Origin of the sequence: Halomicrobium zhouii (assembly GCF_900114435.1) — an archaeon.
Taxonomy (GTDB): domain Archaea; phylum Halobacteriota; class Halobacteria; order Halobacteriales; family Haloarculaceae; genus Halomicrobium; species Halomicrobium zhouii.
Genome location: NZ_FOZK01000003.1, coordinates 322,039 through 340,105 on the forward strand (window position 1 = coordinate 322,039; position 18,067 = coordinate 340,105).

22 protein-coding genes and 1 pseudogene are annotated in these 18,067 nt (G+C 66.8%); 7 read left to right on the forward strand and 16 right to left on the reverse strand.

The features are described 5' to 3' along the window. The first annotated feature begins 86 nt into the window (after positions 1-86). Positions 87-539 carry a DUF5796 family protein gene (locus BM337_RS15305; protein WP_089817514.1) on the forward strand — a complete coding sequence of 151 codons (453 nt, stop codon included), beginning with the start codon at positions 87-89 and terminating at the stop codon, positions 537-539. 20 nt (positions 540-559) lie between these two features. Here the strand turns inward: BM337_RS15305 and BM337_RS21780 are convergent, their stop codons facing one another. Further along, entirely contained in the window at positions 560-694 is a 135-nt protein-coding gene (locus BM337_RS21780; RefSeq protein ID WP_281244909.1) for a DUF7128 family protein, read from the reverse strand. A gap of 142 nt (positions 695-836) precedes the next feature. Between BM337_RS21780 and BM337_RS15315 the strand changes: the two genes are divergently transcribed. Together BM337_RS15315 and BM337_RS15320 are read left to right on the forward strand one after the other, a co-directional pair. Beyond that, positions 837-2,957 carry an AAA family ATPase gene (locus BM337_RS15315; RefSeq protein ID WP_089817516.1) on the forward strand — a complete coding sequence of 707 codons (2,121 nt, stop codon included), beginning with the start codon at positions 837-839 and terminating at the stop codon, positions 2,955-2,957. 79 nt (positions 2,958-3,036) lie between these two features. Next, a complete protein-coding gene (locus BM337_RS15320; protein ID WP_089817517.1) occupies positions 3,037-4,569 on the forward strand; it encodes an aldehyde dehydrogenase family protein in 1,533 nt (510 codons plus the stop codon). A 259-nt stretch (positions 4,570-4,828) separates the two neighbouring features. Here BM337_RS15320 and BM337_RS15325 read toward each other — a convergent pair whose 3' ends face one another. The 10 genes from BM337_RS15325 to BM337_RS15370 form a co-directional block, all read right to left on the reverse strand. Further along, a complete protein-coding gene (locus BM337_RS15325) occupies positions 4,829-5,635 on the reverse strand; it encodes a carbon-nitrogen family hydrolase (protein ID WP_089817518.1) in 807 nt (268 codons plus the stop codon). Beyond that, positions 5,632-6,060, reverse strand: coding sequence for an SRPBCC family protein (locus BM337_RS15330; RefSeq protein ID WP_089817519.1), 429 nt, complete (start codon positions 6,058-6,060; stop codon positions 5,632-5,634). Before BM337_RS15330 ends, BM337_RS15325 begins: the two co-directional genes overlap by 4 nt. A gap of 39 nt (positions 6,061-6,099) precedes the next feature. Continuing rightward, positions 6,100-6,324 carry a DUF7123 family protein gene (locus tag BM337_RS15335; RefSeq protein WP_089817520.1) on the reverse strand — a complete coding sequence of 75 codons (225 nt, stop codon included), beginning with the start codon at positions 6,322-6,324 and terminating at the stop codon, positions 6,100-6,102. Positions 6,325-6,379: 55 nt separating this feature from the next. Beyond that, a complete protein-coding gene (locus BM337_RS15340; RefSeq protein WP_089817521.1) occupies positions 6,380-6,607 on the reverse strand; it encodes a DUF7525 family protein in 228 nt (75 codons plus the stop codon). Between the two features lie 93 nt (positions 6,608-6,700). Beyond that, complete coding sequence (locus BM337_RS15345) at positions 6,701-7,735, reverse strand: phosphate uptake regulator PhoU (RefSeq protein ID WP_089817522.1); 1,035 nt, start codon at positions 7,733-7,735, stop codon at positions 6,701-6,703. Between the two features lie 116 nt (positions 7,736-7,851). After that, positions 7,852-8,928, reverse strand: coding sequence for an ATP-NAD kinase family protein (locus tag BM337_RS15350; RefSeq protein ID WP_089817523.1), 1,077 nt, complete (start codon positions 8,926-8,928; stop codon positions 7,852-7,854). A gap of 204 nt (positions 8,929-9,132) precedes the next feature. Next, positions 9,133-9,825, reverse strand: coding sequence for a competence/damage-inducible protein A (locus BM337_RS15355; protein WP_089817524.1), 693 nt, complete (start codon positions 9,823-9,825; stop codon positions 9,133-9,135). 32 nt (positions 9,826-9,857) lie between these two features. Then, on the reverse strand, positions 9,858-10,631 hold the full coding sequence (locus BM337_RS15360) for a DUF5803 family protein (RefSeq protein ID WP_089817525.1): 774 nt from the start codon (positions 10,629-10,631) through the stop codon (positions 9,858-9,860). Beyond that, the gene (locus BM337_RS15365) at positions 10,628-11,299 is read right to left on the reverse strand and encodes a DUF2110 family protein (protein WP_089817526.1); all 672 of its coding nucleotides are present in this window, start codon (positions 11,297-11,299) and stop codon (positions 10,628-10,630) included. Before BM337_RS15365 ends, BM337_RS15360 begins: the two co-directional genes overlap by 4 nt. Further along, positions 11,299-11,841 carry a transcription factor gene (locus tag BM337_RS15370; RefSeq protein WP_089817527.1) on the reverse strand — a complete coding sequence of 181 codons (543 nt, stop codon included), beginning with the start codon at positions 11,839-11,841 and terminating at the stop codon, positions 11,299-11,301. The genes BM337_RS15365 and BM337_RS15370 overlap by 1 nt, the downstream gene beginning before the upstream one ends. Positions 11,842-11,969: 128 nt before the next feature. Here BM337_RS15370 and BM337_RS15375 point away from each other — a divergent pair, with 128 nt between their 5' ends. Continuing rightward, complete coding sequence (locus BM337_RS15375; RefSeq protein WP_089817528.1) at positions 11,970-12,701, forward strand: ThuA domain-containing protein; 732 nt, start codon at positions 11,970-11,972, stop codon at positions 12,699-12,701. A gap of 18 nt (positions 12,702-12,719) precedes the next feature. Here the strand turns inward: BM337_RS15375 and BM337_RS15380 are convergent, their stop codons facing one another. From BM337_RS15380 to BM337_RS21420, 4 genes are all read right to left on the reverse strand, one after another. Further along, positions 12,720-13,259, reverse strand: coding sequence for a tRNA (cytidine(56)-2'-O)-methyltransferase (locus BM337_RS15380; RefSeq protein WP_089817529.1), 540 nt, complete (start codon positions 13,257-13,259; stop codon positions 12,720-12,722). An 86-nt stretch (positions 13,260-13,345) separates the two neighbouring features. Then, positions 13,346-13,780: an SHOCT domain-containing protein gene (locus tag BM337_RS15385; RefSeq protein ID WP_089817530.1), complete on the reverse strand. Its 435-nt coding sequence runs from the start codon at positions 13,778-13,780 to the stop codon at positions 13,346-13,348. A gap of 74 nt (positions 13,781-13,854) precedes the next feature. Continuing rightward, on the reverse strand, positions 13,855-14,280 hold the full coding sequence (locus BM337_RS15390; RefSeq protein WP_245778684.1) for an SHOCT domain-containing protein: 426 nt from the start codon (positions 14,278-14,280) through the stop codon (positions 13,855-13,857). A 62-nt stretch (positions 14,281-14,342) separates the two neighbouring features. Beyond that, a complete protein-coding gene (locus BM337_RS21420) occupies positions 14,343-14,795 on the reverse strand; it encodes an SHOCT domain-containing protein (RefSeq protein WP_218155576.1) in 453 nt (150 codons plus the stop codon). 115 nt (positions 14,796-14,910) lie between these two features. On the opposite strand from BM337_RS21420, the gene BM337_RS15400 reads away from it, so the two are divergent. Continuing rightward, entirely contained in the window at positions 14,911-15,837 is a 927-nt protein-coding gene (locus BM337_RS15400) for an NAD-dependent epimerase/dehydratase family protein (RefSeq protein WP_089818173.1), read from the forward strand. Positions 15,838-15,865: 28 nt separating this feature from the next. Here BM337_RS15400 and BM337_RS15405 read toward each other — a convergent pair whose 3' ends face one another. Next, a complete protein-coding gene (locus BM337_RS15405; protein ID WP_089817531.1) occupies positions 15,866-16,321 on the reverse strand; it encodes a YbhB/YbcL family Raf kinase inhibitor-like protein in 456 nt (151 codons plus the stop codon). Positions 16,322-16,413: 92 nt separating this feature from the next. Between BM337_RS15405 and BM337_RS15410 the strand changes: the two genes are divergently transcribed. Together BM337_RS15410 and BM337_RS21975 are read left to right on the forward strand one after the other, a co-directional pair. After that, positions 16,414-17,208, forward strand: coding sequence for a DUF2797 domain-containing protein (locus BM337_RS15410; RefSeq protein WP_089817532.1), 795 nt, complete (start codon positions 16,414-16,416; stop codon positions 17,206-17,208). A 114-nt stretch (positions 17,209-17,322) separates the two neighbouring features. Beyond that, positions 17,323-18,054, forward strand: a pseudogene (locus tag BM337_RS21975) (DUF7490 domain-containing protein); the annotation flags it as partial. Between the last annotated feature and the right edge of the window lie 13 nt (positions 18,055-18,067).

The window sequence follows — 18,067 nt, forward strand, 5'->3', positions numbered from 1 at the left end:
AGTTGGTACGTCGCGACGACCGCGGGCGTTCGATCTGTCGTGACCGATACGCGTCGCTTTTGACGGTTCACGCGCAACGGCCAGCTATGAGCGCTCGCAACGACGTCGCCCCGGACACACTCGGCGTCGAACTCACCGAGGACGGCATCGCCGTCGAGTACAACGATGGCCGGACCGTCTTCTACCACGGCGTCCCGAGGAAAGCCGAAGAGACGGTCAGGACGGCGCCGGCCAAGGACGCTCACGTGCTCGTCACCGACGCCTCTGAAACCCAGGGCATCCTCGTCTACGTGAACGACCTGAACACCCACGACGACATCCTCGAGGACACCGGCGTCGGGCGGATCATGCTCGACGACGAGGAGGACGAACTGTTCCCCGGCGTCGTCGTCCGCGACCACCAGATGCGCGTCGAAGTCGAGGCTGACCTGGACCAGGTGGACGGACGGGTGTTCGTGTTCGAAGAAGACGAGATGGGTGAGCGGAGTTACGAGATCGTTTCTCCGGATTCCGAAGGCGCGGACGAGCGGAGCGAGTGAGCGCGTTCCTGGTCCAGCGGTTACTGAATGTAGGAGGGCTCCTCCGAATCGCAGTTCTTCTCGTGTTGTCGCGCGTCGCCCTGATCGTCGAACATCAGGCCGCAGTGCTCGCACTTGAACCACGTCATATCGTCCCGCTCCGTTTGGACGACCATGTGAATCTCATGGCTGGCCAACAGTAAAGGTATTACTCCGATAGCGGACGGATTCGCCGTCGTTCCGTCGACGCCGAAGAGTGGCCGGATACGGAACCCCGCAACGCGAACGCTCAAGGCGTTCGGATCCCAACGCGACGACATGAGCGGTCAGAACGCGGCCGGACTCGAACTCTCTGTCGAGGGGGCCAACAAGCGCGACGCCGGGCGGGGCATCGCGCGACTCCCCGAATCGGCCCGGAGTCGACTCGGCGTGCTGAGCGGCGACCCCGTCATCGTCGAGGGCGACCGGCGGACCGTCGTCAAGGTGTGGCCCGCGGACGAGGACGGCCAGTTCGTCCGCGTCGACGCGGACACGCGGGCCAACGCCGGCGTCAACATCGGCGACGTCGTCACCGTCCACAACGCCACCGTCGACGACGCGACGAGCGTCACCGTCCAGCCGGCCCAGCCACTCCCCGGGAACGAGGCCTACGAACACACCGTCAGGGACCGCCTCGTCGACCGGATGGTCCAGGCCGACGAGCGGGTCCACGTCGAGGGACTGGGCACCTTCCTCGTGCGCACGACGACGCCGGACGGCTCGGTCCGCGTGGCCGACGACACCCGGCTCACCGTCCTCCCCTACGGCGGCGACGAGAGCGCCTCGCGCACGGCCGAACCGAGCGAGCCGACCGGCGAGAGCCCCTCGCCGGAGGACGCCGACATCGACGTCTCCTACGAGGACATCGGCGGCCTCGACGAGGAACTGGACCTCATCCGCGAGATGATAGAGGTGCCCCTCTCCGAACCCGAGCGCTTCCGCCGGCTCGGCATCGACCCGCCGTCGGGCGTCCTGCTGCACGGCCCGCCGGGCACCGGGAAGACGCTCATCGCCCGCGCCGTCGCCAACGAGGTCGACGCCTACTTCGACACCATCTCCGGGCCCGAAATCGTCTCGAAGTACAAGGGCGAGTCTGAAGAGCGACTGCGCGAGGCGTTCGAGCAGGCCGAGGCCAACGCGCCGGCCATCCTCTTCATCGACGAGATAGACTCCATCGCGGGCGCGCGCGACGAGGACGCCGACATGGAGAACCGCGTCGTCGCCCAGTTGCTCACGCTGATGGACGGGCTCGAAGACCGGGGCCGCGTCGTCGTCATCGGTGCGACGAACCGCGTCGACACCATCGACGAGGCGTTGCGCCGCGGCGGCCGCTTCGACCGCGAGATCGAAATCGGCGTCCCCGACGAGGGCGGCCGGCGCGAGATTCTGGACGTCCACACGCGCGAGATGCCGATGACCGACGACGTGGACCTGGACCGCGTCGCCGGCCGGACCCACGGCTTCGTCGGCGCGGACCTCCAGTCGCTGACGACGGAGGCCGCGATGAACGCGCTCCGTCGGGAGAAGGAGGACCCCGACGTCTCGCGGGAAGACTTCGGCGCGGCGCTGGCGGCCGTCGACCCCTCCGCGATGCGCGAGTACGTCGCCGAGTCCCCCACCGTCACCTTCGACGACGTCGGCGGCCTGGAGGAGGCCAAGGACACGCTCACCGAGGCCGTCCAGTGGCCCCTCGTCTACGGCCCGCTGTTCGACGCCGCGAATACCGATCCACCGACAGGCGTCCTGCTCTACGGCCCGCCGGGCACCGGGAAGACGCTGCTCGCCCGCGCCGTCGCCGGCGAGAGCGGCGTCAACTTCGTCCACGTCAACGGCCCCGAGCTGCTGGACCGCTACGTCGGCGAGTCGGAGAAGGCGGTGCGAGAGGTGTTCGACCGCGCCCGCCAGACCGCCCCGAGCATCGTCTTCCTCGACGAAATCGATGCCATCGCCGGCCAGCGCGGCGAGACCCACGAGGTGACCGAGCGCGTCGTCTCCCAGCTGCTGACGGAACTCGACGGCGTCACCGACAACCCGAACCTCGTCGTCCTCGCCGCGACGAACCGCCGCGAGGGCCTCGACGACGCGCTCCTCCGTCCCGGACGACTCGAACAGCACGTCGAGGTGCCGAACCCGGACGAGGCGGCCCGCCGGAAGATTCTGGAAGTCCACACCGAGGGGAAGCCGCTGGGCGACGACGTCGACCTCGACCGACTGGCTGCGGTCACGGAGGGGAGGTCTGGCGCCGACCTGGAGGCGCTGGTCCGCGCCGCGTCGATGCGCGCCATCCGCGAGGTCGCAGACAGCGCCAGCCCAGACGAGGCCAACGAGCGAGCCGATGACGTCGTCATCGAGGGGAGCCACTTCGACGACGCGATGGACGGACTCGACTGGTCCGGGTAATCCAGCCGACTGGCCGAACAGACGCCGTCTGCGAACCTGCGACCCACCTTTTTGTCCGTCCGCGACCAACTTCCGGGACATGACCGGACAGCAAGACGACGCCTCAGGGCACTACGTAAACGGCGAGTGGACCGACGGCGACGGTGAGGAGACCTTCGAGAGCGTCGATCCGGCGACCGGTAAGTCGCTGCGGACGTTCAGGCGCGGGATCGAATCCGACGTCGAACGGGCGGTCGACGCCGCGGCCGATGCGTTCGAGGAGTGGCGCGAACTGTCGTACATCGACCGCGCGGAGTACCTCTGGGACATCTACCACGAACTGCGCGACCGACACCAGGAACTCGGCGAGATCGTGACGAAGGAGTGCGGCAAGGAGATCAGCGAGGGGAAGGCCGACGTCACCGAGGCCTGGCACATGGTGGAGTGGGCCGCCGGCAACGCCCGCCATCCCCACGGCGACGTCGTCCCCTCCGAGATCGCGAGCAAGGACGCGTACATGCGCCGGAAGCCCAGGGGCGTCGTCGGCTGTATCACGCCGTGGAACTTCCCCGTCGCCATCCCGTTCTGGCACATGGCCGTCTCGCTGGTCGAGGGCAACACCGTCGTCTGGAAACCCGCCGAACAGACGCCCTGGTGCGGCCAGGTCGTCGCGGAGATGTTCGAGGACGCCGGGATTCCCGACGGCGTCTTCAACGTGGTCCAGGGGTTCGGCGACGCGGGCAACGCTATCGTCGAGGCCGACGACGTGGACACTGTCCTCTTCACGGGCTCCGCGGAGGTCGGCCAGCAGATAGCCAGCAAGGTCGGCGGCGAACCCGGGAAGCTGGCAGCCTGCGAGATGGGCGGGAAGAATGCCATCGTCGTCACCGAAGAAGCGGACCTCGACGTCGCCGTCCACTCGGCGATCATGTCGAGTTTCAAGACGACGGGGCAGCGCTGCGTCTCCTCCGAGCGATTGATCGTCCACACGGACGTGTACGACGAGTTCAAAGAGCGGTTCGTCGACCTCGCGGAGGACGTCGCCGTCGGCGACCCGCTCGACGCGGACACGTTCATGGGTCCGGTCATCGAGGAAAGCATGGTCGAGAAGTTCGCGAAGTACAACGACCTGGCCCAGACGGAGGGCGGCGAGGTGCTCGTGGACCGGGCTGACCTCGATCCGGCGGAAATTCCCGACGGTCACGAGGACGGCTACTGGGCCGGACCGTTCGTCTACGAGATCGAGTACGACACCGACCTGCGCTGCCTGAAAGAGGAGGTGTTCGGCCCCCACGTCGCGCTCGTCGAGTACGAGGGGGACGTCGACCGGGCCATCGAGATCCAGAACGACACGCCGTACGGGCTCGCGGGCGCGATCATCTCCGAGGACTACCGCCAGATCAACCGGTACCGCGACCGCGCGGAACTCGGGCTGGCCTACGGCAACCTGCCCTGTATCGGCGCCGAGGTCCAGCTCCCCTTCGGCGGCGTCAAGAAGTCGGGCAACGGCTACCCCAGCGCGCGCGAGGTCATCGAGGCGGTCACCGAGCGGACGGCGTGGACGCTCAACAACTCGACGGAAATACAGATGGCCCAGGGGCTGTCAGCGGACATCAAGACGGAATCGGAGTAGCAGAGACTCGAGAGCAGGTACGGCGTGACGGAAAGGCGATAGCGCGGAACTGGACCCGGACGCGGGGGGTCCACACTGCCCAGGTGCGGACCGGTCCCGGAGCGTCCAGGCCCAGCGAGTTGCGAGGGAGGCTGTCCGGACAGCCTTTCGGGCGCGCGTCGCCGTGGCCGAGCAGCGAGACGGGATTGCGCCGGCAGCAACGTGAAAAGCGCCGTGCCGGCATTGGAGTATGATACGTCTTCCGTGATAAAGCTCGGGGTTACCGTCGGTCGGCGAGCGCCGGGAACTCGCGTCGAACCTCCTCGACACGGTCGGGGTCGATATCGGCGACCACGAGCGCCTCCTCGTCGTTGGCGCTCGCGAGCGTCGTCCCCCACGGGTCGTAGACGGCCGACCGGCCGAGCAACGTCGCCTCCTCGAACTCCCCGACGCCGTTGACGGCGCCGACGTACAGCTGATTTTCGACGGCGCGGGTCCGGGTGAACAGCTCCCAGTGTTCGACGCGCGGGTACGGCCAGGCGCTCGGGACGAGCGCGAGGGTCGCCCCGGCGTCGACCAGGTCCCGATACAGTTCGGGAAATCGCAGGTCGTAACACGTCGTGACGCCGACCGTGAACCCGCCGACTGCTGCAGTCTCGATCGTTTCGCCGGGGACCAGCAGGTCCTGCTCGGCGGAGCCGTATCCGAACAGGTGGCGCTTTCGATAGGTCACGCGGCGTGCGCCGTCCGCGTCGAAGAGGACGGCAGTGTTCGCGTACCCCTCGTTGGCCGGCGTCTCGAACCCCGCCGCCGCGCTGGCGGCCAGGTCCTCGACGATACTCCCCGCGAGCACGGCGACGTCGTGTTCGACGGCGGCCTGGCGTATCCGTGAGAGCGTCTCGCCGTCGAGGGATTCGGCGCGGCGCGCGTACGCGTCGAAGGCGAAGTAGCCGACGTTGAATATCTCCGGGAGCGCGACCAGGTCCGCCCCCTGCTCGGCCGCGTCCGCGATGGTCGACAGCGCGCGCTCGGTGTTCGCTTCGACGGCGGCGCTCGCGATACGAAACTGTGCGAGCGCGAGTTTCACGACCCGTCCTCCAGGTCGGCGCGGAGGGCGTCCTCCAGGTTGGACAGTTCCCTGTCGAGGTTCCGCTCGAAGAACCGCTCGACGCCCGGCAACCGGCCGTCGACGACGAAGGTGTTCGTGAGTCGCGTCCCGCCGTCGACCGCCTCCAGCCGGTGTTCGCCGCTGACGCGCATCACGCTCGACTTGCCGGTGAACTTCACGTACTCGTTCTGGCGACGGTCGACGTCTTTCGTCTCGACGGTGATGGTCCGGTCGACGATGGGAATCGGCAACGCGACCTGCCAGGTCGCCGAGCCATCGTCGTGGACTGTCCAGTCCTCGACGACGCTGAGCGGTTCGGCGCGCCTGTCCGGATCCGCGATGAACGCCCACACTCGCTCCGGGGAGGCGTCCACGACGAGCTCACGCTGGACCCGGATCGTCATACGTCAACGGTGGGAGCGCTCCCCGAAAAAACCGCCGGACTAACTGGGCGTGACTCGCCACGTCGTCGAGCGCGCACGACCCCACTTCTCGATGTCGACCTCTTCTGCCTCCTCCGCCAGGCGGGGGAGGCGAGCGCCGACTTGCTTGGACGAGAGGCCGAGCTGCTCAGCGATGTTCTTCGCGCGGAAGTAACTCTCACCACGCGCGACGCTATCCCGGAGGTAATCGAGAATGCGGCGGTCTTCCTCGCTGAACTGACCCATACCTCTGTTGAGGGGGTTGAGTCCCTTAACGGTTCCTTTCGTTCACGATAGGATATCAGTTATCGTAGACGTGTATGGCGGATACGGCGAGGCCACCGGCCAGCAGCGCGACACCGAACGCGACGGCGGCGGTTATCTGGGTCGTTCCGGCCGCTTCGCCGGCGGCGTGAGCGATAGCGTAGTTGTAACCGAGTACGGTCGTCGCGATGGCCGCGCCGAGGGCGACCAGCGAGAAGAGGAGTCCGAGACCGACGCCGAAGTCGGACTGCGTCGTCGTAGCCATATCCAGGGATTCCCCGAGCGCCCACTTAGTTCATTCGTCAGCGGCTGGCCGCCCCGGTCGCGAGTGGGTATCGAAATCGGGGGAGCGCTCGACTCACTGGATGGTCGTGTGCTCGGACTGCTCGTTGAGCGCCAGGTTCGTGGCAATCTCGGAGTTCCGGACGGCGAACCCCGCTGTCTGCTGGAGGCTGACGAGCACCTCACGGACCTCCAGCAGGCTCTCGTTCGACATCTCCGGCAGGTCGCGAAGGATCTCGTGTTCCCGGTCACCGATCTCCTCGAACAGCTCTTTCACCTCGATGGCCAGGTCGTAGTCGCGTTCGACGGCGGCCTGGACCGCCAGTTCGGTAAGTTCGTCGACCTGGTCGGTGAACTCGCGGATCCGGCGCATCGTCGAGGAGTCGATCGACAGGGAGTGGTCGTCGGCCTCCAGGGAGATTTCGGCGATGTCCTCGGCGTTGTCTGCGGTGAGTTCGAGGTTCTTGGCGATCGACCGGTAGCCGATCAGGGGGAACCCGTCCTCCAGGCCGACGGCCCGCGCCAGGTTCGGGTTCTGGTAGGCGGTGAAGATGAGGCGCAGGAGGAGAACGAATATCTTGTTGGCCTGGCGCTCCCGGTTGAGCGCGCGCTGGGCGAGGTCCGGATTGCTGTTGGCCAGCGCCTTGATCGCCTCGTTGCGCATGGTGCTCCCGGTGGATTCGAGCCGTTCGAGGAGGTTGTCGAGGGTGAAGTCCTCGGGGTCGACGGAACACCGGATCGCGATCCGTTCGGGGGTCTCCTCGATGACGCCGAGGCCCATCAACTGGGTCTCTGCGTTGTAGACGGCGTTGATGTGGGCCGAATCGAGCGTCTCGCCCTCGGCGGCCTCGACGTGGATGATCCGACGGCCGAGGACGTACTGGGCGACGATGGCCCGTTCGACGGAGCTGGCGTCGAGGTTCTCGGCGTAGATGATCGCCTCGGACTCTTCGGACTGGACCGATTCCGGTAGCACGGTCAGCGTTCCCTTGCCACCCATTCTGAGCGACACCTCGTCGCCCTTCTCGACGTTGTGTGCACTCGCCCACTCCGCGGGGAGCGTCATCGCGAGGGTCGACGGACCCAGGCGCTGGACTTTCCGGGTTTCCATACGTCCTTAGTCGGGAGCAGAATACCTTAGTCTTGTCCTTACACCCATATATCGTCCAGGCGCGATAAGGATGAAAGCAAGGGAGAGGGTTTCCGGGCCCCCTTCCACGCGAGCGGTCAGACGACCTCGACGAGTCGACGCTCGAACGTCCCGACGCGGACCCGGAGCCAGCCGCGCAGTTCCTCGTCGAGGTCGGGGTCGCCCGTGTCGACCCGCAACGTACCGATCGTGTCGAGTTTACTGCGCGACGCGACGACCTCGACGTCGCACTGTCGGAGAACGGCAGGTGAGAGCTGCTGGTTCCCCCGGCCGAAGACGAACCCCTGACCGCCGATAGGCGAGACGACGACGACGTTCTCCTCGCCGAGCGCGTCGAGTATCTCCCGTTCGCCGCCGTCGCGCACCAGCACCTCGCCGTCGCGCCAGACGTCGACGCCGAGCGGTGAGCCGTCGAACCCCAGCGCTTCCTTTATCGCCCCGACGGTACTCCCCGGACCCAGTACGTATGTCACGCCCTCGCGGATATCCTCGGCAAAGCCCGATGCGAGCGTCTCGACGGTCCCGCCGCCGAGTTGCTTCGAGGACTGGCGCTGTTCGGCGACCGGGACGGTCGCGACTGCCCGGAGTTCCGTGTGGACCGCACCCTCGCGATACTGGTCCTCGTCGACGTCGTTGACCTCGGCGCGTTCGGTCTCCGAGAACGTCGCGGCGACGTGGCCCGCGGCGCGCGGCGAGACGGCGAACACGGAGGAGTAAATCTTCACGCCCGCGGGGACGCCGATCATCGGAACACGACTGCCCTCGTCTTCCAGCGTCTCCGCCACGTCGGCCGCCGTCCCGTCGCCACCGACGAACAGCACCAGGTCGACGTCGTCGGCGACGAAGGCCCGAACCGCCGTCCTGGTGTCTGTCGCGGACGTCTCGTCGGGATCGTTCGGACTGCCGACGACGACCGGGTCGAACCCCGCCTCGCGCGCGACGTCCTCGCCCATCGGGCCGCCGTAGGTGACCAGTTCCAGGCCTTCGTCGCCAGCGTACTCCCGGAGGGCGTCGAGCGCTTCACGCGTCCGTCCGGGTGCGCGTGGCTCCGCGCCCCGTTCTCGTGCCTCCTCGACCTTTCCATCGGTTCCCTTCAGGCCGACGCGGCCGCCCATGCCGGCGATGGGGTTGACCACGAGGCCGATCCGTCGCATAGGGAGTCGTTAGCCGGGCCCCGGCAAAAGCGACCCGGAGCGGATCGCCGAAATCGACGGTATGAAGCCACCGGGGGTGAAATTTCCCTCCATGTTCGTTCCACTCCAGGAGACTGTCAACGCGGGCGTCGTCAACGCTGCGGGCTGGGCCGTCGGCCTCGGTGGGATCGCCCTGACCGCGCTGTGGCTCCGCGACCTGTACAGCTAATCGCCGGCGAGCTCGACGCGTTCTCGCATCCAGGCGGCGGCCTCGGCCACCAGGTCGGGGTCGGTGCCGGTGAACCGAATCCGAACGTTCTCACCGGGGTAGCTCCCCACTTTCACCGGGAACTCCTCCTGGACAGACGCCAGCCTGTCCAGCAGCGCACTCTCGGGTTCCGGCGTCTCGACCACCTCGACGTGCCGGGACCCGACCGCGAACTCGTCTTCGATCTCGGCGAACATCCGCTGCATCTCGTCGGGCACGCCCGGAAGCACGTAACAGCTCATGACGACACAGCCAGGGGCGACGCCCTCGTGGTTCGGCAGGACCCTGGCGCCTTCTGGAACGTGGCCCGTTCGCTCTGTCAGGTCGTCTCGCGAGTACCCGCCGTGTTCTTCCAGCCAGTCGAGGGCGTCCTTGCTCTCGACGACGTCGCGACCGAACGCCGCCGCAACTCCCTCGATAGTGACGTCGTCGTGGGTCGGACCGAGCCCGCCGGTCACGACGACGGCGTCGTACTCGGCGTGGTACTCGTTGACGACCCGGGCGATGTCGGCGGTCCGGTCGGGGACGACGGTCGTCCGCTCGACGGCGACGCCGCGGTCGCTGAGTTCCCGTCCCAGCCAGGCGGCGTTCGTGTTGACCGTGTCCCCAGTGAGAAGTTCGTCACCGACAGAGACCAGCGCGACGCGCATAGGAGCGATAACGGTGCCGTGAATAAAAGCCTCTAGCGCATCCCCGGGGGCGGCCCCCGGTCGCGCGGGTCGTCGTCCCCGTCGACGTCGATGGCCGACTCCTCCCGGCGACGCTTCAGTTGCAGGATCTGGCGGTAGTAGTACAGCGCGCCACCGCTCCCGACGAGGATCGCCACGACGGCGACGCCGGTGAACAGCAGGAGGTCGCGCTGCAGGTACCACCGCACGCGGAGTGACTGGCTCGTCACGTCGTCCCAGGTGACGACCATGTAGCCCTCGTCGTTCACCTCCGTCTCGTAGTTCCCTGGACTGACCTGCGAGAGCAGCGGCACGCCGACGCGCGCGTTCTCCGGGAGTCTGACGGCGGTGGAGCCCTCCACGAACACTGGCGTAGTGAACTGCTTTCCGTGGCGCTCCGAGGTGAACGCGACCTGGCCAGTGCTGTCGTTCGGCAGATCCAGTATCGTCCGCTCCCGGGTCTGTTCGACCGAGAGCGCGGAGCTGTTCGAGTCGATCACCGTCCCGTTCTCGTAGCGATACCGCAGGGCGGATATCTGGAGGTTGTTCTCGGTGCCGAGTTCGTCACGTTCGTACAGTTCCAGGGTCGACGTGTTGGAGGCGTCGTATACCGCCTCGTACGACGACCGGTTGACGACGATAGAGACGTTTCTATCGGTGTCCCACTCGTAGGTGGCGTTCTCGTTGAGCGCGGCCTGGTCGGGTTCCCCCGGGCCGAACACGCTCGAACAGCCCGCGAGCGCGACGAGCACGGCGAGCAGTCCGAACAGCGCCAGCCGTCGCCTCATGGAACGACGCAGAGCAGTTCGGCGGGGAGGTACTCCCCGATACTCGCCAGCAGTCCCGGCGGGTCGGTGTTCTCACCGCAGACGATACTCTGTTCGAGCAGGCCGATGCGCTCGACCGTGACGATGTCCTGGGCGTGGCCCGCGCGGTTCACCGTCGCCCGGACTTCTGCCCGCGTCGCGCTGTTGACGTTGACCCGGCCGTCCCCGCGCGTCCACTCGTAGAGCCGGTCGACCTCGTCGTCGGCGAGTCGAGCGGGCGATTCGTTGACGAACCGCAGCGGCATGTGCTGCACGAGGCCGAATCGCTTGCGGACCTGCTCGGGACTCCCGCGGCCCAGGTCCAGGTTCTCGGCGGAGATTCTGACGGCGTTGCCGAACCCGGCGTCGAGGACGAAGCCGTCGTCGTCCCAGCGCTGGAGGGTGCCGGTGTACGTCTCGCCCTCGGCCATGTCGGGGACGACCTCGCCGAACTCCTCCCGGAGGACGTTGCGGGCCGCCGTCGCGTCGGGACCGTCGACGGTCACCGACGGGAAGTCGTCGTCGCGGACGCCGACGTCGAAACTGACGTCGAGGTCGCCGATCTCGTTCGCGACGAGCGAGGTGAGCGAGTCGAGCGCGCGCTCTCGCGCGTCGCCTTCGATGTACAGCTTTGTTGCGAGTACGACCATCAGGCCTCAGCTTCCGTTTCCGTCTCAGCGTCGACGTTGAGTTCGTCGCGCAGTCGCTCGATCCGGCCGTCCATCGCGTCGACCAGTCTCGTGTTCTCCATCGTCTCGACCTGGTTGCCACATTCTGGGCACTCGAAGCCGAACTCCATGGCCTCGGCGAACTCGAAGCGGATGCCGCAGGTCTCACACAGGTAGAACTCGTTGTCGCGCTCGTAGGCCCGGCGCTCCTCGAGGGCTTCGAGGAGCCGGTACATCTCCGACTCGAGCGCCTCCGGGATGTTCTCGTAGTGGAACGTCCAGAGGTAGGTGAGCCACCCCGAGTCCTCGTCGCGCAGTCGTCGGTACGTCGCGAGATCGTTCTCGTAGAGAATGAACAGCGCGCGACGGACGTCGTTGAGTTCGAGGCCCAGCTCCTCGGCCAGTTCCTCGTCGGTCACTTCGCCGTCCGGCGGCGCGGCGGCGACCGGCATCCCCTTCGGTCCGACCAGTTCGTGGAGGTATTTCTGTATGACGGGATCCTCCAGAAGGTCCTCAAAAGCCATTAGTAACAGTTGCGACCGTCGCGCGGTTAAGTTTTTAGCTTTGGCCGTCGTTTCGGTCCGGGAGCGCCGCGCCGTCTCGGCCCGAGATCCACCCGGAGTTTTACGGACGCGAGCGACGGACTAGCGCCATGGCATCCGTCACCGTCTGGAACGAGTTCGTCCACGAGCGCGAACACGACGCCGTCGAGGAGATGTACCCCCACGGCATCCACGAGACCATCGCCGACGCGCTTGCAGAACGCGGCCACGAGACGCGGACGGCCACACTTCAGGAGGACGAGCACGGCCTCACGAGCGACGTCCTCGACGAAACGGACGTCCTCTTCTGGTGGGGCCACACGGCCCACGACGAAGTCGACGACGCGGTCGTCGAACGCGTCTGCGACCGCGTCCACGAGGGAATGGGGTTCGTCGCACTCCACTCGGGCCACTTCTCCAGGCCGTTCAAGCGATTGATGGGGACGCCGTGTTCGCTCACCTGGCGAGAGAACGAGGAGCGCGAGCGCCTCTGGGCCATCCACCCAGAGCACCCCATCGTCGACGGAATCGAGAACCCGGTCGTCGTCCCCGAGGCCGAGACCTACGGCGAGCCGTTCGCCGTCCCCGAACCGGACGAACTCGTCTTCACCTCCTGGTTCGAGGGCGGTGAGGTGTTCCGGTCGGGGTGTTGCTACCGCCGTGGACTCGGTCGCGTCTTCTACTTCCGCCCGGGCCACGAGACGCATCCCATCTATCACGACGAGACGATCCAGCAGATCCTCGCCAACGCCGCCGAGTGGGCGAGCGAGAACGCCGATACGCCGGCGGATCTGGATACGGAGAACGTCACCGAACCGCCCGAGTCGGCCTACCGGGACTGACCGCCCTGACCGAGGGAACTACTCCTCGACCGACTCGACGCGCTTCCCGGTCTCCTTCGGGACGACCACGCTGTCGGCGTCCTCCCACTCGCGGTCGAGTTCTCGGCCCTCGAACAACCGGTCGAGGAAGACTGCGAGGCCGGCGATCTCGGAGTGGGGCTGGTTCGTCACGCCGACGTTCCAGTCGGCGTGCTCGTACACCTCGAAGGGAACCTTCTCGGCGCCGACGACGACGAGCAGGGGTTTTTCGCGGTGCGCCTCGCGGATCTCAGCTTCGACGTCTTGTACCGGGAGCCCGTACATGGTGAGGTGCGCGACGCGTCCGTTCCAGTCGCGGATGACCTTCGTCGGCGAGTCGGTCGTCTCTACCTCGAAAGGGCCGCCGAACCGGTCCGTGATGTCTTCGATGGTATCCTGCCTGCTGGCGCCGGGGCCGGCGAGGAAGAGCCTGTCGGCGCCCAGCGCGCGGGCCGTCAGGCCGACGTGGGTCGTCGTCCGCTCGTCGCGACCGGGTCGGTGTCCCAGTCGGAGGACGACGACCTCGGGTTCGTCTTGCATGGTGGCCGAGAGGACGTGGTCACGGGAAGCCGTTACGGAAGCACGCAGGAACGTCGAACCGAATTCAGCTCTCCGTCCGAAGCGACTCACTCGGTCAGCAAATCGAGCCCGTCGGCCCGGTTCGTCGGTTCCGTCCGGCGGTCGCTCTCCAGCAGTTGCTCCATGCGCCGTTCGAACTCCTCGTCACCGACGTCACCCTCTGCGTAGCGCCGCTGCAGGACGGTAACCGGATCAGCCTCCGATTCGTCCGCCTGGGACCGTTCTGCGCTGCCCGTCGTACCGGGAGACGATTCCCTCGTGAGTCCGTAGAGCAGTTTCGCCCCCGCGAGTGCCGGCAACGCTGTCGCCGGAATCAACACCAGCCCGGGGAGGAAGACGGTCCAGCCCGGGCGAAGGACCGACAGGAACCCCATCCAGGCCATGTAGAGCGCGGGGAGACCGAACACCAGAACGCCGAACAGTCCGAGGAGGAGGCGCGCGAGCGGGGACTCGGGGGCGTATTCGTCCACGACGTCGAGCATGGAATCGCGTTCCACCGGAGCGGACTAAAATTAACCGGTGACGTTTCGATGTGATTCGGCGGTCGACGGCGGTTCTACTCCGCTATCGTCTGCTCCGTCCCGGTTTCGAGGGACTGGGCCGACCCACCGTCCTCAGTCAACCGGGCCAGCTTTCGCTCGAATTCGTCGTCCGTCAGGTCACCGGCAGCGTACCGGCGCCGTAACGTCGAGAGCGGATCCGACGTCGCCGCGTCGGCGACGACGTCGTCGGTCGAGTCGACGGCCGACGCGCGCTCTGCGACGTCCTTCAGGAGGTGATTCCCGGCCGCGACGGTGAAGAGGCCGGTCAGCAACACGAGTACCGAGCCGAGACGGCCGACGTACATCCACATCTGGATAGGCCACCACAGCGCGAAGAAGGCGTACAGGGTCACGGGAACGCCGAGCGTCACGAGAGCCGCCCCGACGGTGAGGCGCGGGCGCGGGGCGTCGGGGACGTACCGGTCGACGAGACCGAACATGTCTCGACAATCTGTGACCGCCGACAAGAATCTTACTGGCTGTGCACCGGTGGCCCGAAGGGCTACTCGACGGCTCGTTCCACGCCGGCACCGCCGGTCGACAGATCGGAACGGTCGGTTTCCACGAGACGTTCGACTCTCCGTTCGAACTCGTCCTCGGTCAGTTCCCCGGTGGCGTACCGTCGCTTGAGAGTCGACATCGGGTCACCTCCATCTCCGGCCGATCCGTCGGAAGCGGGAGACGTTTCCACCGGGCCATCCTCGCGAGCGCGCGCCCAGTCGGCGACGTCACGGATAGAGACCTGGGTGACGCGGGCCGACGCGAGGAAGGCGAGGAACATCCCGGCCGGGATAGCCAGGTAGGAGACGTGCACGTCGGTAATCGGTCCGTACTGGTTGACGGCGTTGAGTGCGAAGAGGACGAACAGGCAGAGGAACGTCGTCGTCAGGGCGACGGGAACGATCAGCCGTGGATACGGTTCCGACGGCGTGTACCGGTCGACGAAGTCGCTCATGGCAGTGTGGTCGCCCCCATCGGCTAAAAATTTCGGGGGCGGACGGTGAGCGCCAGCAGTCCATCACGCGACTGACATCACAAAGGCAATGGGGGAGCGAGGTGGACTCGCAGGCATGAACCTGACGGACAGACGGATACTCGTCACCGGCGGCGCGGGTTTCGTGGGCTCACACCTCGCAGAGCGACTCGTCGCGGACAACGACGTCGTCGTCGCCGACGACCTGACGAACGGTGACGCGTCGTGGGTCCCGGACGACGCGACGCTCGTCGAAGGCGATCTCACCGACCCGGAGTTCGTCGCCGAGGCGATAACGGGCGACGTAGACGTCGTCTTCCACTTCGCGGCGGACAAGAACGCCGCCGCGGACGACATCCAGCAGTACCGCACGAACAACCGGATGACCGAGAACGTCCTCGAACGGATGGACGAGGTCGGCGTCGACAACTTCGCGTTTACGTCTTCCTCTACCGTATACGGCGAGGCGCCGCGGCCGACGCCCGAGGACTACGCGCCGCTGGAACCCATCAGCATCTACGGCGCGAGCAAACTCGGCGAGGAGGGGCTGGCCTCCGTCTACGCGCACAGTCACGACATGACGGCGTGGGTGTTCCGCTTCGCCAACATCGTCGGTCCACGACTCCAGCTAGGCGCCGTCATCCCCGACTTCGTCCAGAAGCTGAAAGAGGACCCCGACTCGCTCACCATCCTCGGCGACGGCCGCCAGGAGAAGTCCTACATGCACATCGACGAGTGCGTCGACGCGATGTGCCACGTCGTCGAAAGTTCGGACCGGCCGTTCAACGTCTACAACCTCGGGACGCGGACGACGACGTCGGTGACGGCGATCGCCGACATCGTTAGCGACGAGATGGGGCTGGACCCCGACTACGAGTACACCGGCGGTGACCGCGGCTGGACCGGCGACGTCCCGCGGATGCGGCTCTCCATCGAGAAACTCTCCGCGCTCGGCTGGCGACCCGAACTGTCGAGCGACGACGCGGTCCGGCGGGCGACGCGCGAGCTACTGGCCGACTGGTAGCGCGATTCGTCAGGAGTGCGTTCGACCGTCAGGGCACGTACGTGCCGGTGAGTTCGTCCTTCTCGACGACGTGGCCCTCGGCGGCGCCGAAGAAGTCGTCCTTGTCGGCCTCGGCGTCGAGGTCGAGTTCCGCGTCCAGCGCGTACAGCAGGAACCGGTAGGTGTGCTCGCCGTCCGGCGGCTGCGGGCCGCCCCAGCCCGTCTCGCCGAAGTCGTTTCGCCCCTCGACGGCGTTGGTCGGCAGCCAGCCCGCCGGAATCTCCGAGAGTTCCGGGTCGACGTTCCAGACGACCCAGTGGTCCCAGATCTTCCCCGCTGGCTCCCGGGCGTCGGGGTCGTCGACGACCAGCGCGAGCGACTCGGCACCGGTCGGGACGCCATCGATCTCGAGCGGCGGGTTCGTGTTCTCGGCGCTGTAGCCGTGTTCGTCCGGTATCGAGTCGCCGTCCTCGAACGCGGGACTCGTGAGTGTGAGGTCTGCCATGTCGTATCACGCCGATCCGACCGGCGCAACCAAAAATCCCGCCGTCCCGGCGGAACGAAGTGACTTTACTCGGCCGTGACCTACGCCGCGGCGTGCAAGTCGTCGGGTACCGTGCGCGGACGAACGAGCCGGCAGCGCTCCGTATCGCCGACGGGGGGACCGTCCGCGACGAGTGGCTCGAACCCGGCGACGAACTCGCCTACTCGCTGGGCGACCGGCACTGCGCGGGAACGGTCGATTACAGTGACGCCCACGGTGACACCGATGGCGACGAGAGCGACGACGTCCACCTCCCCTGTGACGCCGAGAAAGCGCCGTACTGCGACGTCCACACGTCCCGCTGGCCTTGCGCGCGCTGTACCGGCAACTGCGACATGCCCATCGACAACTGCCACGAGGAACACGCCATCTACCTCGCCGCCTTCGCGCCGGACGTGTTCAAGGTCGGCGTGACCAAACCGTGGCGCCTGGAACGGCGCCTCCGCGAGCAGGGCGCCGACAGGGCTGCTCACCTCAGGACCGTCGCCAACGGCCGCGTCGCCCGGGAAATCGAAGCCGAGATCGCGACCGACGTCGGTGACCGGGTTCGCGTCCCCACCAAGATGCAGGGGTTCCACGAGCCCGTCGACGATGGGGCGTGGGCCGACCTGCTCGCCGAGTACGACTACGAGACCACCTTCGAATTCGACTACGGCCTCGGGCTCGCCGACCGGCCGATGCCGGAGACCATCGCGACCGGGACCGTGGTCGGCGCGAAGGGACGGGTCGTGATCCTCGAGAACGGCGGGACGACCTACGCCGTCGATTTGCGTGATCTGGTGGGCTACGAGGTCGAAGACGAGGGGAGCGACAGGGAGTTGCAGTCCAGCCTCGGCGCGTTCAGTTGAATTAGATTCGGTTCGTTTTGTCCACACACAAAACATTTAATAGGTGAACGTGGCCTCAGCAGTGTGCAACGGGAAACCGCATTCGTGGGTGGCCTCGCCGTCGTCCTCCTGGCCATGCTCGTCGGGGTGACTGCCGTCCCCGGCGTGGTGGCCGAGCCGCGCGAAGACGTGCGACCCAGTCACTTCGTTATCCAGGACGACCAGTGGTCGATACAGCCGGTCGACGTGTCGGGCCGCACCGCGACCCTTCAGGTAGAGACGCGCATCCGTCACTGGGGCGGAGTGGGTGAGAACGTTACCGTGGCCGTTCGCGCTGTCGACTCCAAGTCCGGCCTGCTCGAAGACCGGACAGAGACAGACCTCGGCGCTATCGAAGGCGAACGGGAGACGCCCGTCCGGACCAATCTCACGGTCGCGCGACAGGGCGGGTATCACGTCGAGACGTTCGTCTTCGAGGACAGCGTCACCGAGGCCGAACACCGCCGTTCCATCAGCGGCGTCGAGGCATTGAAACCGGCGTACGCCCGGTCACCCGTCGAGTTCCACGACTACGGGGGCGGCGAGTCCGGGAAGCCCACGATAGACAAACGGATCGAGGCGGTAGAGGACGGCACGGCGACGCTGGAACTCACGCCTCACCTTACGAACCAGGGCGACGATACCGCCGGTGACGTGACGCTCGTCGTCACCGCTCGCCAGGCCGACTCCCACGTCGTCGCCGGCCAGGCCCAGACCGATGTGGGGTCGATACGCCCCGGCCGAACGGCCAGGCCGACGGTCGAACTGACCGTCCCCGAAGAGTACAACTACTGGCTCGACGCCACCCTGCTGAAAGACGGCGTCGTCGTCGACACGATCA

What these genes read in the sequence shown, in the direction of transcription:
- BM337_RS15305 (WP_089817514.1), top strand. Translation starts at nt 87, where the DNA reads ATGAGCGCTCGCAACGACGTCGCCCCGGACACACTCGGCGTCGAACTC.
- BM337_RS21780 (WP_281244909.1), bottom strand. Translation starts at nt 694, where the DNA reads ATGGTCGTCCAAACGGAGCGGGACGATATGACGTGGTTCAAGTGCGAG.
- BM337_RS15315 (WP_089817516.1), top strand. Translation starts at nt 837, where the DNA reads ATGAGCGGTCAGAACGCGGCCGGACTCGAACTCTCTGTCGAGGGGGCC.
- BM337_RS15320 (WP_089817517.1), top strand. Translation starts at nt 3,037, where the DNA reads ATGACCGGACAGCAAGACGACGCCTCAGGGCACTACGTAAACGGCGAG.
- BM337_RS15330 (WP_089817519.1), bottom strand. Translation starts at nt 6,060, where the DNA reads ATGACGATCCGGGTCCAGCGTGAGCTCGTCGTGGACGCCTCCCCGGAG.
- BM337_RS15335 (WP_089817520.1), bottom strand. Translation starts at nt 6,324, where the DNA reads ATGGGTCAGTTCAGCGAGGAAGACCGCCGCATTCTCGATTACCTCCGG.
- BM337_RS15340 (WP_089817521.1), bottom strand. Translation starts at nt 6,607, where the DNA reads ATGGCTACGACGACGCAGTCCGACTTCGGCGTCGGTCTCGGACTCCTC.
- BM337_RS15345 (WP_089817522.1), bottom strand. Translation starts at nt 7,735, where the DNA reads ATGGAAACCCGGAAAGTCCAGCGCCTGGGTCCGTCGACCCTCGCGATG.
- BM337_RS15350 (WP_089817523.1), bottom strand. Translation starts at nt 8,928, where the DNA reads ATGCGACGGATCGGCCTCGTGGTCAACCCCATCGCCGGCATGGGCGGC.
- BM337_RS15355 (WP_089817524.1), bottom strand. Translation starts at nt 9,825, where the DNA reads ATGCGCGTCGCGCTGGTCTCTGTCGGTGACGAACTTCTCACTGGGGAC.
- BM337_RS15360 (WP_089817525.1), bottom strand. Translation starts at nt 10,631, where the DNA reads ATGAGGCGACGGCTGGCGCTGTTCGGACTGCTCGCCGTGCTCGTCGCG.
- BM337_RS15365 (WP_089817526.1), bottom strand. Translation starts at nt 11,299, where the DNA reads ATGGTCGTACTCGCAACAAAGCTGTACATCGAAGGCGACGCGCGAGAG.
- BM337_RS15370 (WP_089817527.1), bottom strand. Translation starts at nt 11,841, where the DNA reads ATGGCTTTTGAGGACCTTCTGGAGGATCCCGTCATACAGAAATACCTC.
- BM337_RS15375 (WP_089817528.1), top strand. Translation starts at nt 11,970, where the DNA reads ATGGCATCCGTCACCGTCTGGAACGAGTTCGTCCACGAGCGCGAACAC.
- BM337_RS15380 (WP_089817529.1), bottom strand. Translation starts at nt 13,259, where the DNA reads ATGCAAGACGAACCCGAGGTCGTCGTCCTCCGACTGGGACACCGACCC.
- BM337_RS15385 (WP_089817530.1), bottom strand. Translation starts at nt 13,780, where the DNA reads ATGCTCGACGTCGTGGACGAATACGCCCCCGAGTCCCCGCTCGCGCGC.
- BM337_RS15390 (WP_245778684.1), bottom strand. Translation starts at nt 14,280, where the DNA reads ATGTTCGGTCTCGTCGACCGGTACGTCCCCGACGCCCCGCGCCCGCGC.
- BM337_RS21420 (WP_218155576.1), bottom strand. Translation starts at nt 14,795, where the DNA reads ATGAGCGACTTCGTCGACCGGTACACGCCGTCGGAACCGTATCCACGG.
- BM337_RS15400 (WP_089818173.1), top strand. Translation starts at nt 14,911, where the DNA reads ATGAACCTGACGGACAGACGGATACTCGTCACCGGCGGCGCGGGTTTC.
- BM337_RS15405 (WP_089817531.1), bottom strand. Translation starts at nt 16,321, where the DNA reads ATGGCAGACCTCACACTCACGAGTCCCGCGTTCGAGGACGGCGACTCG.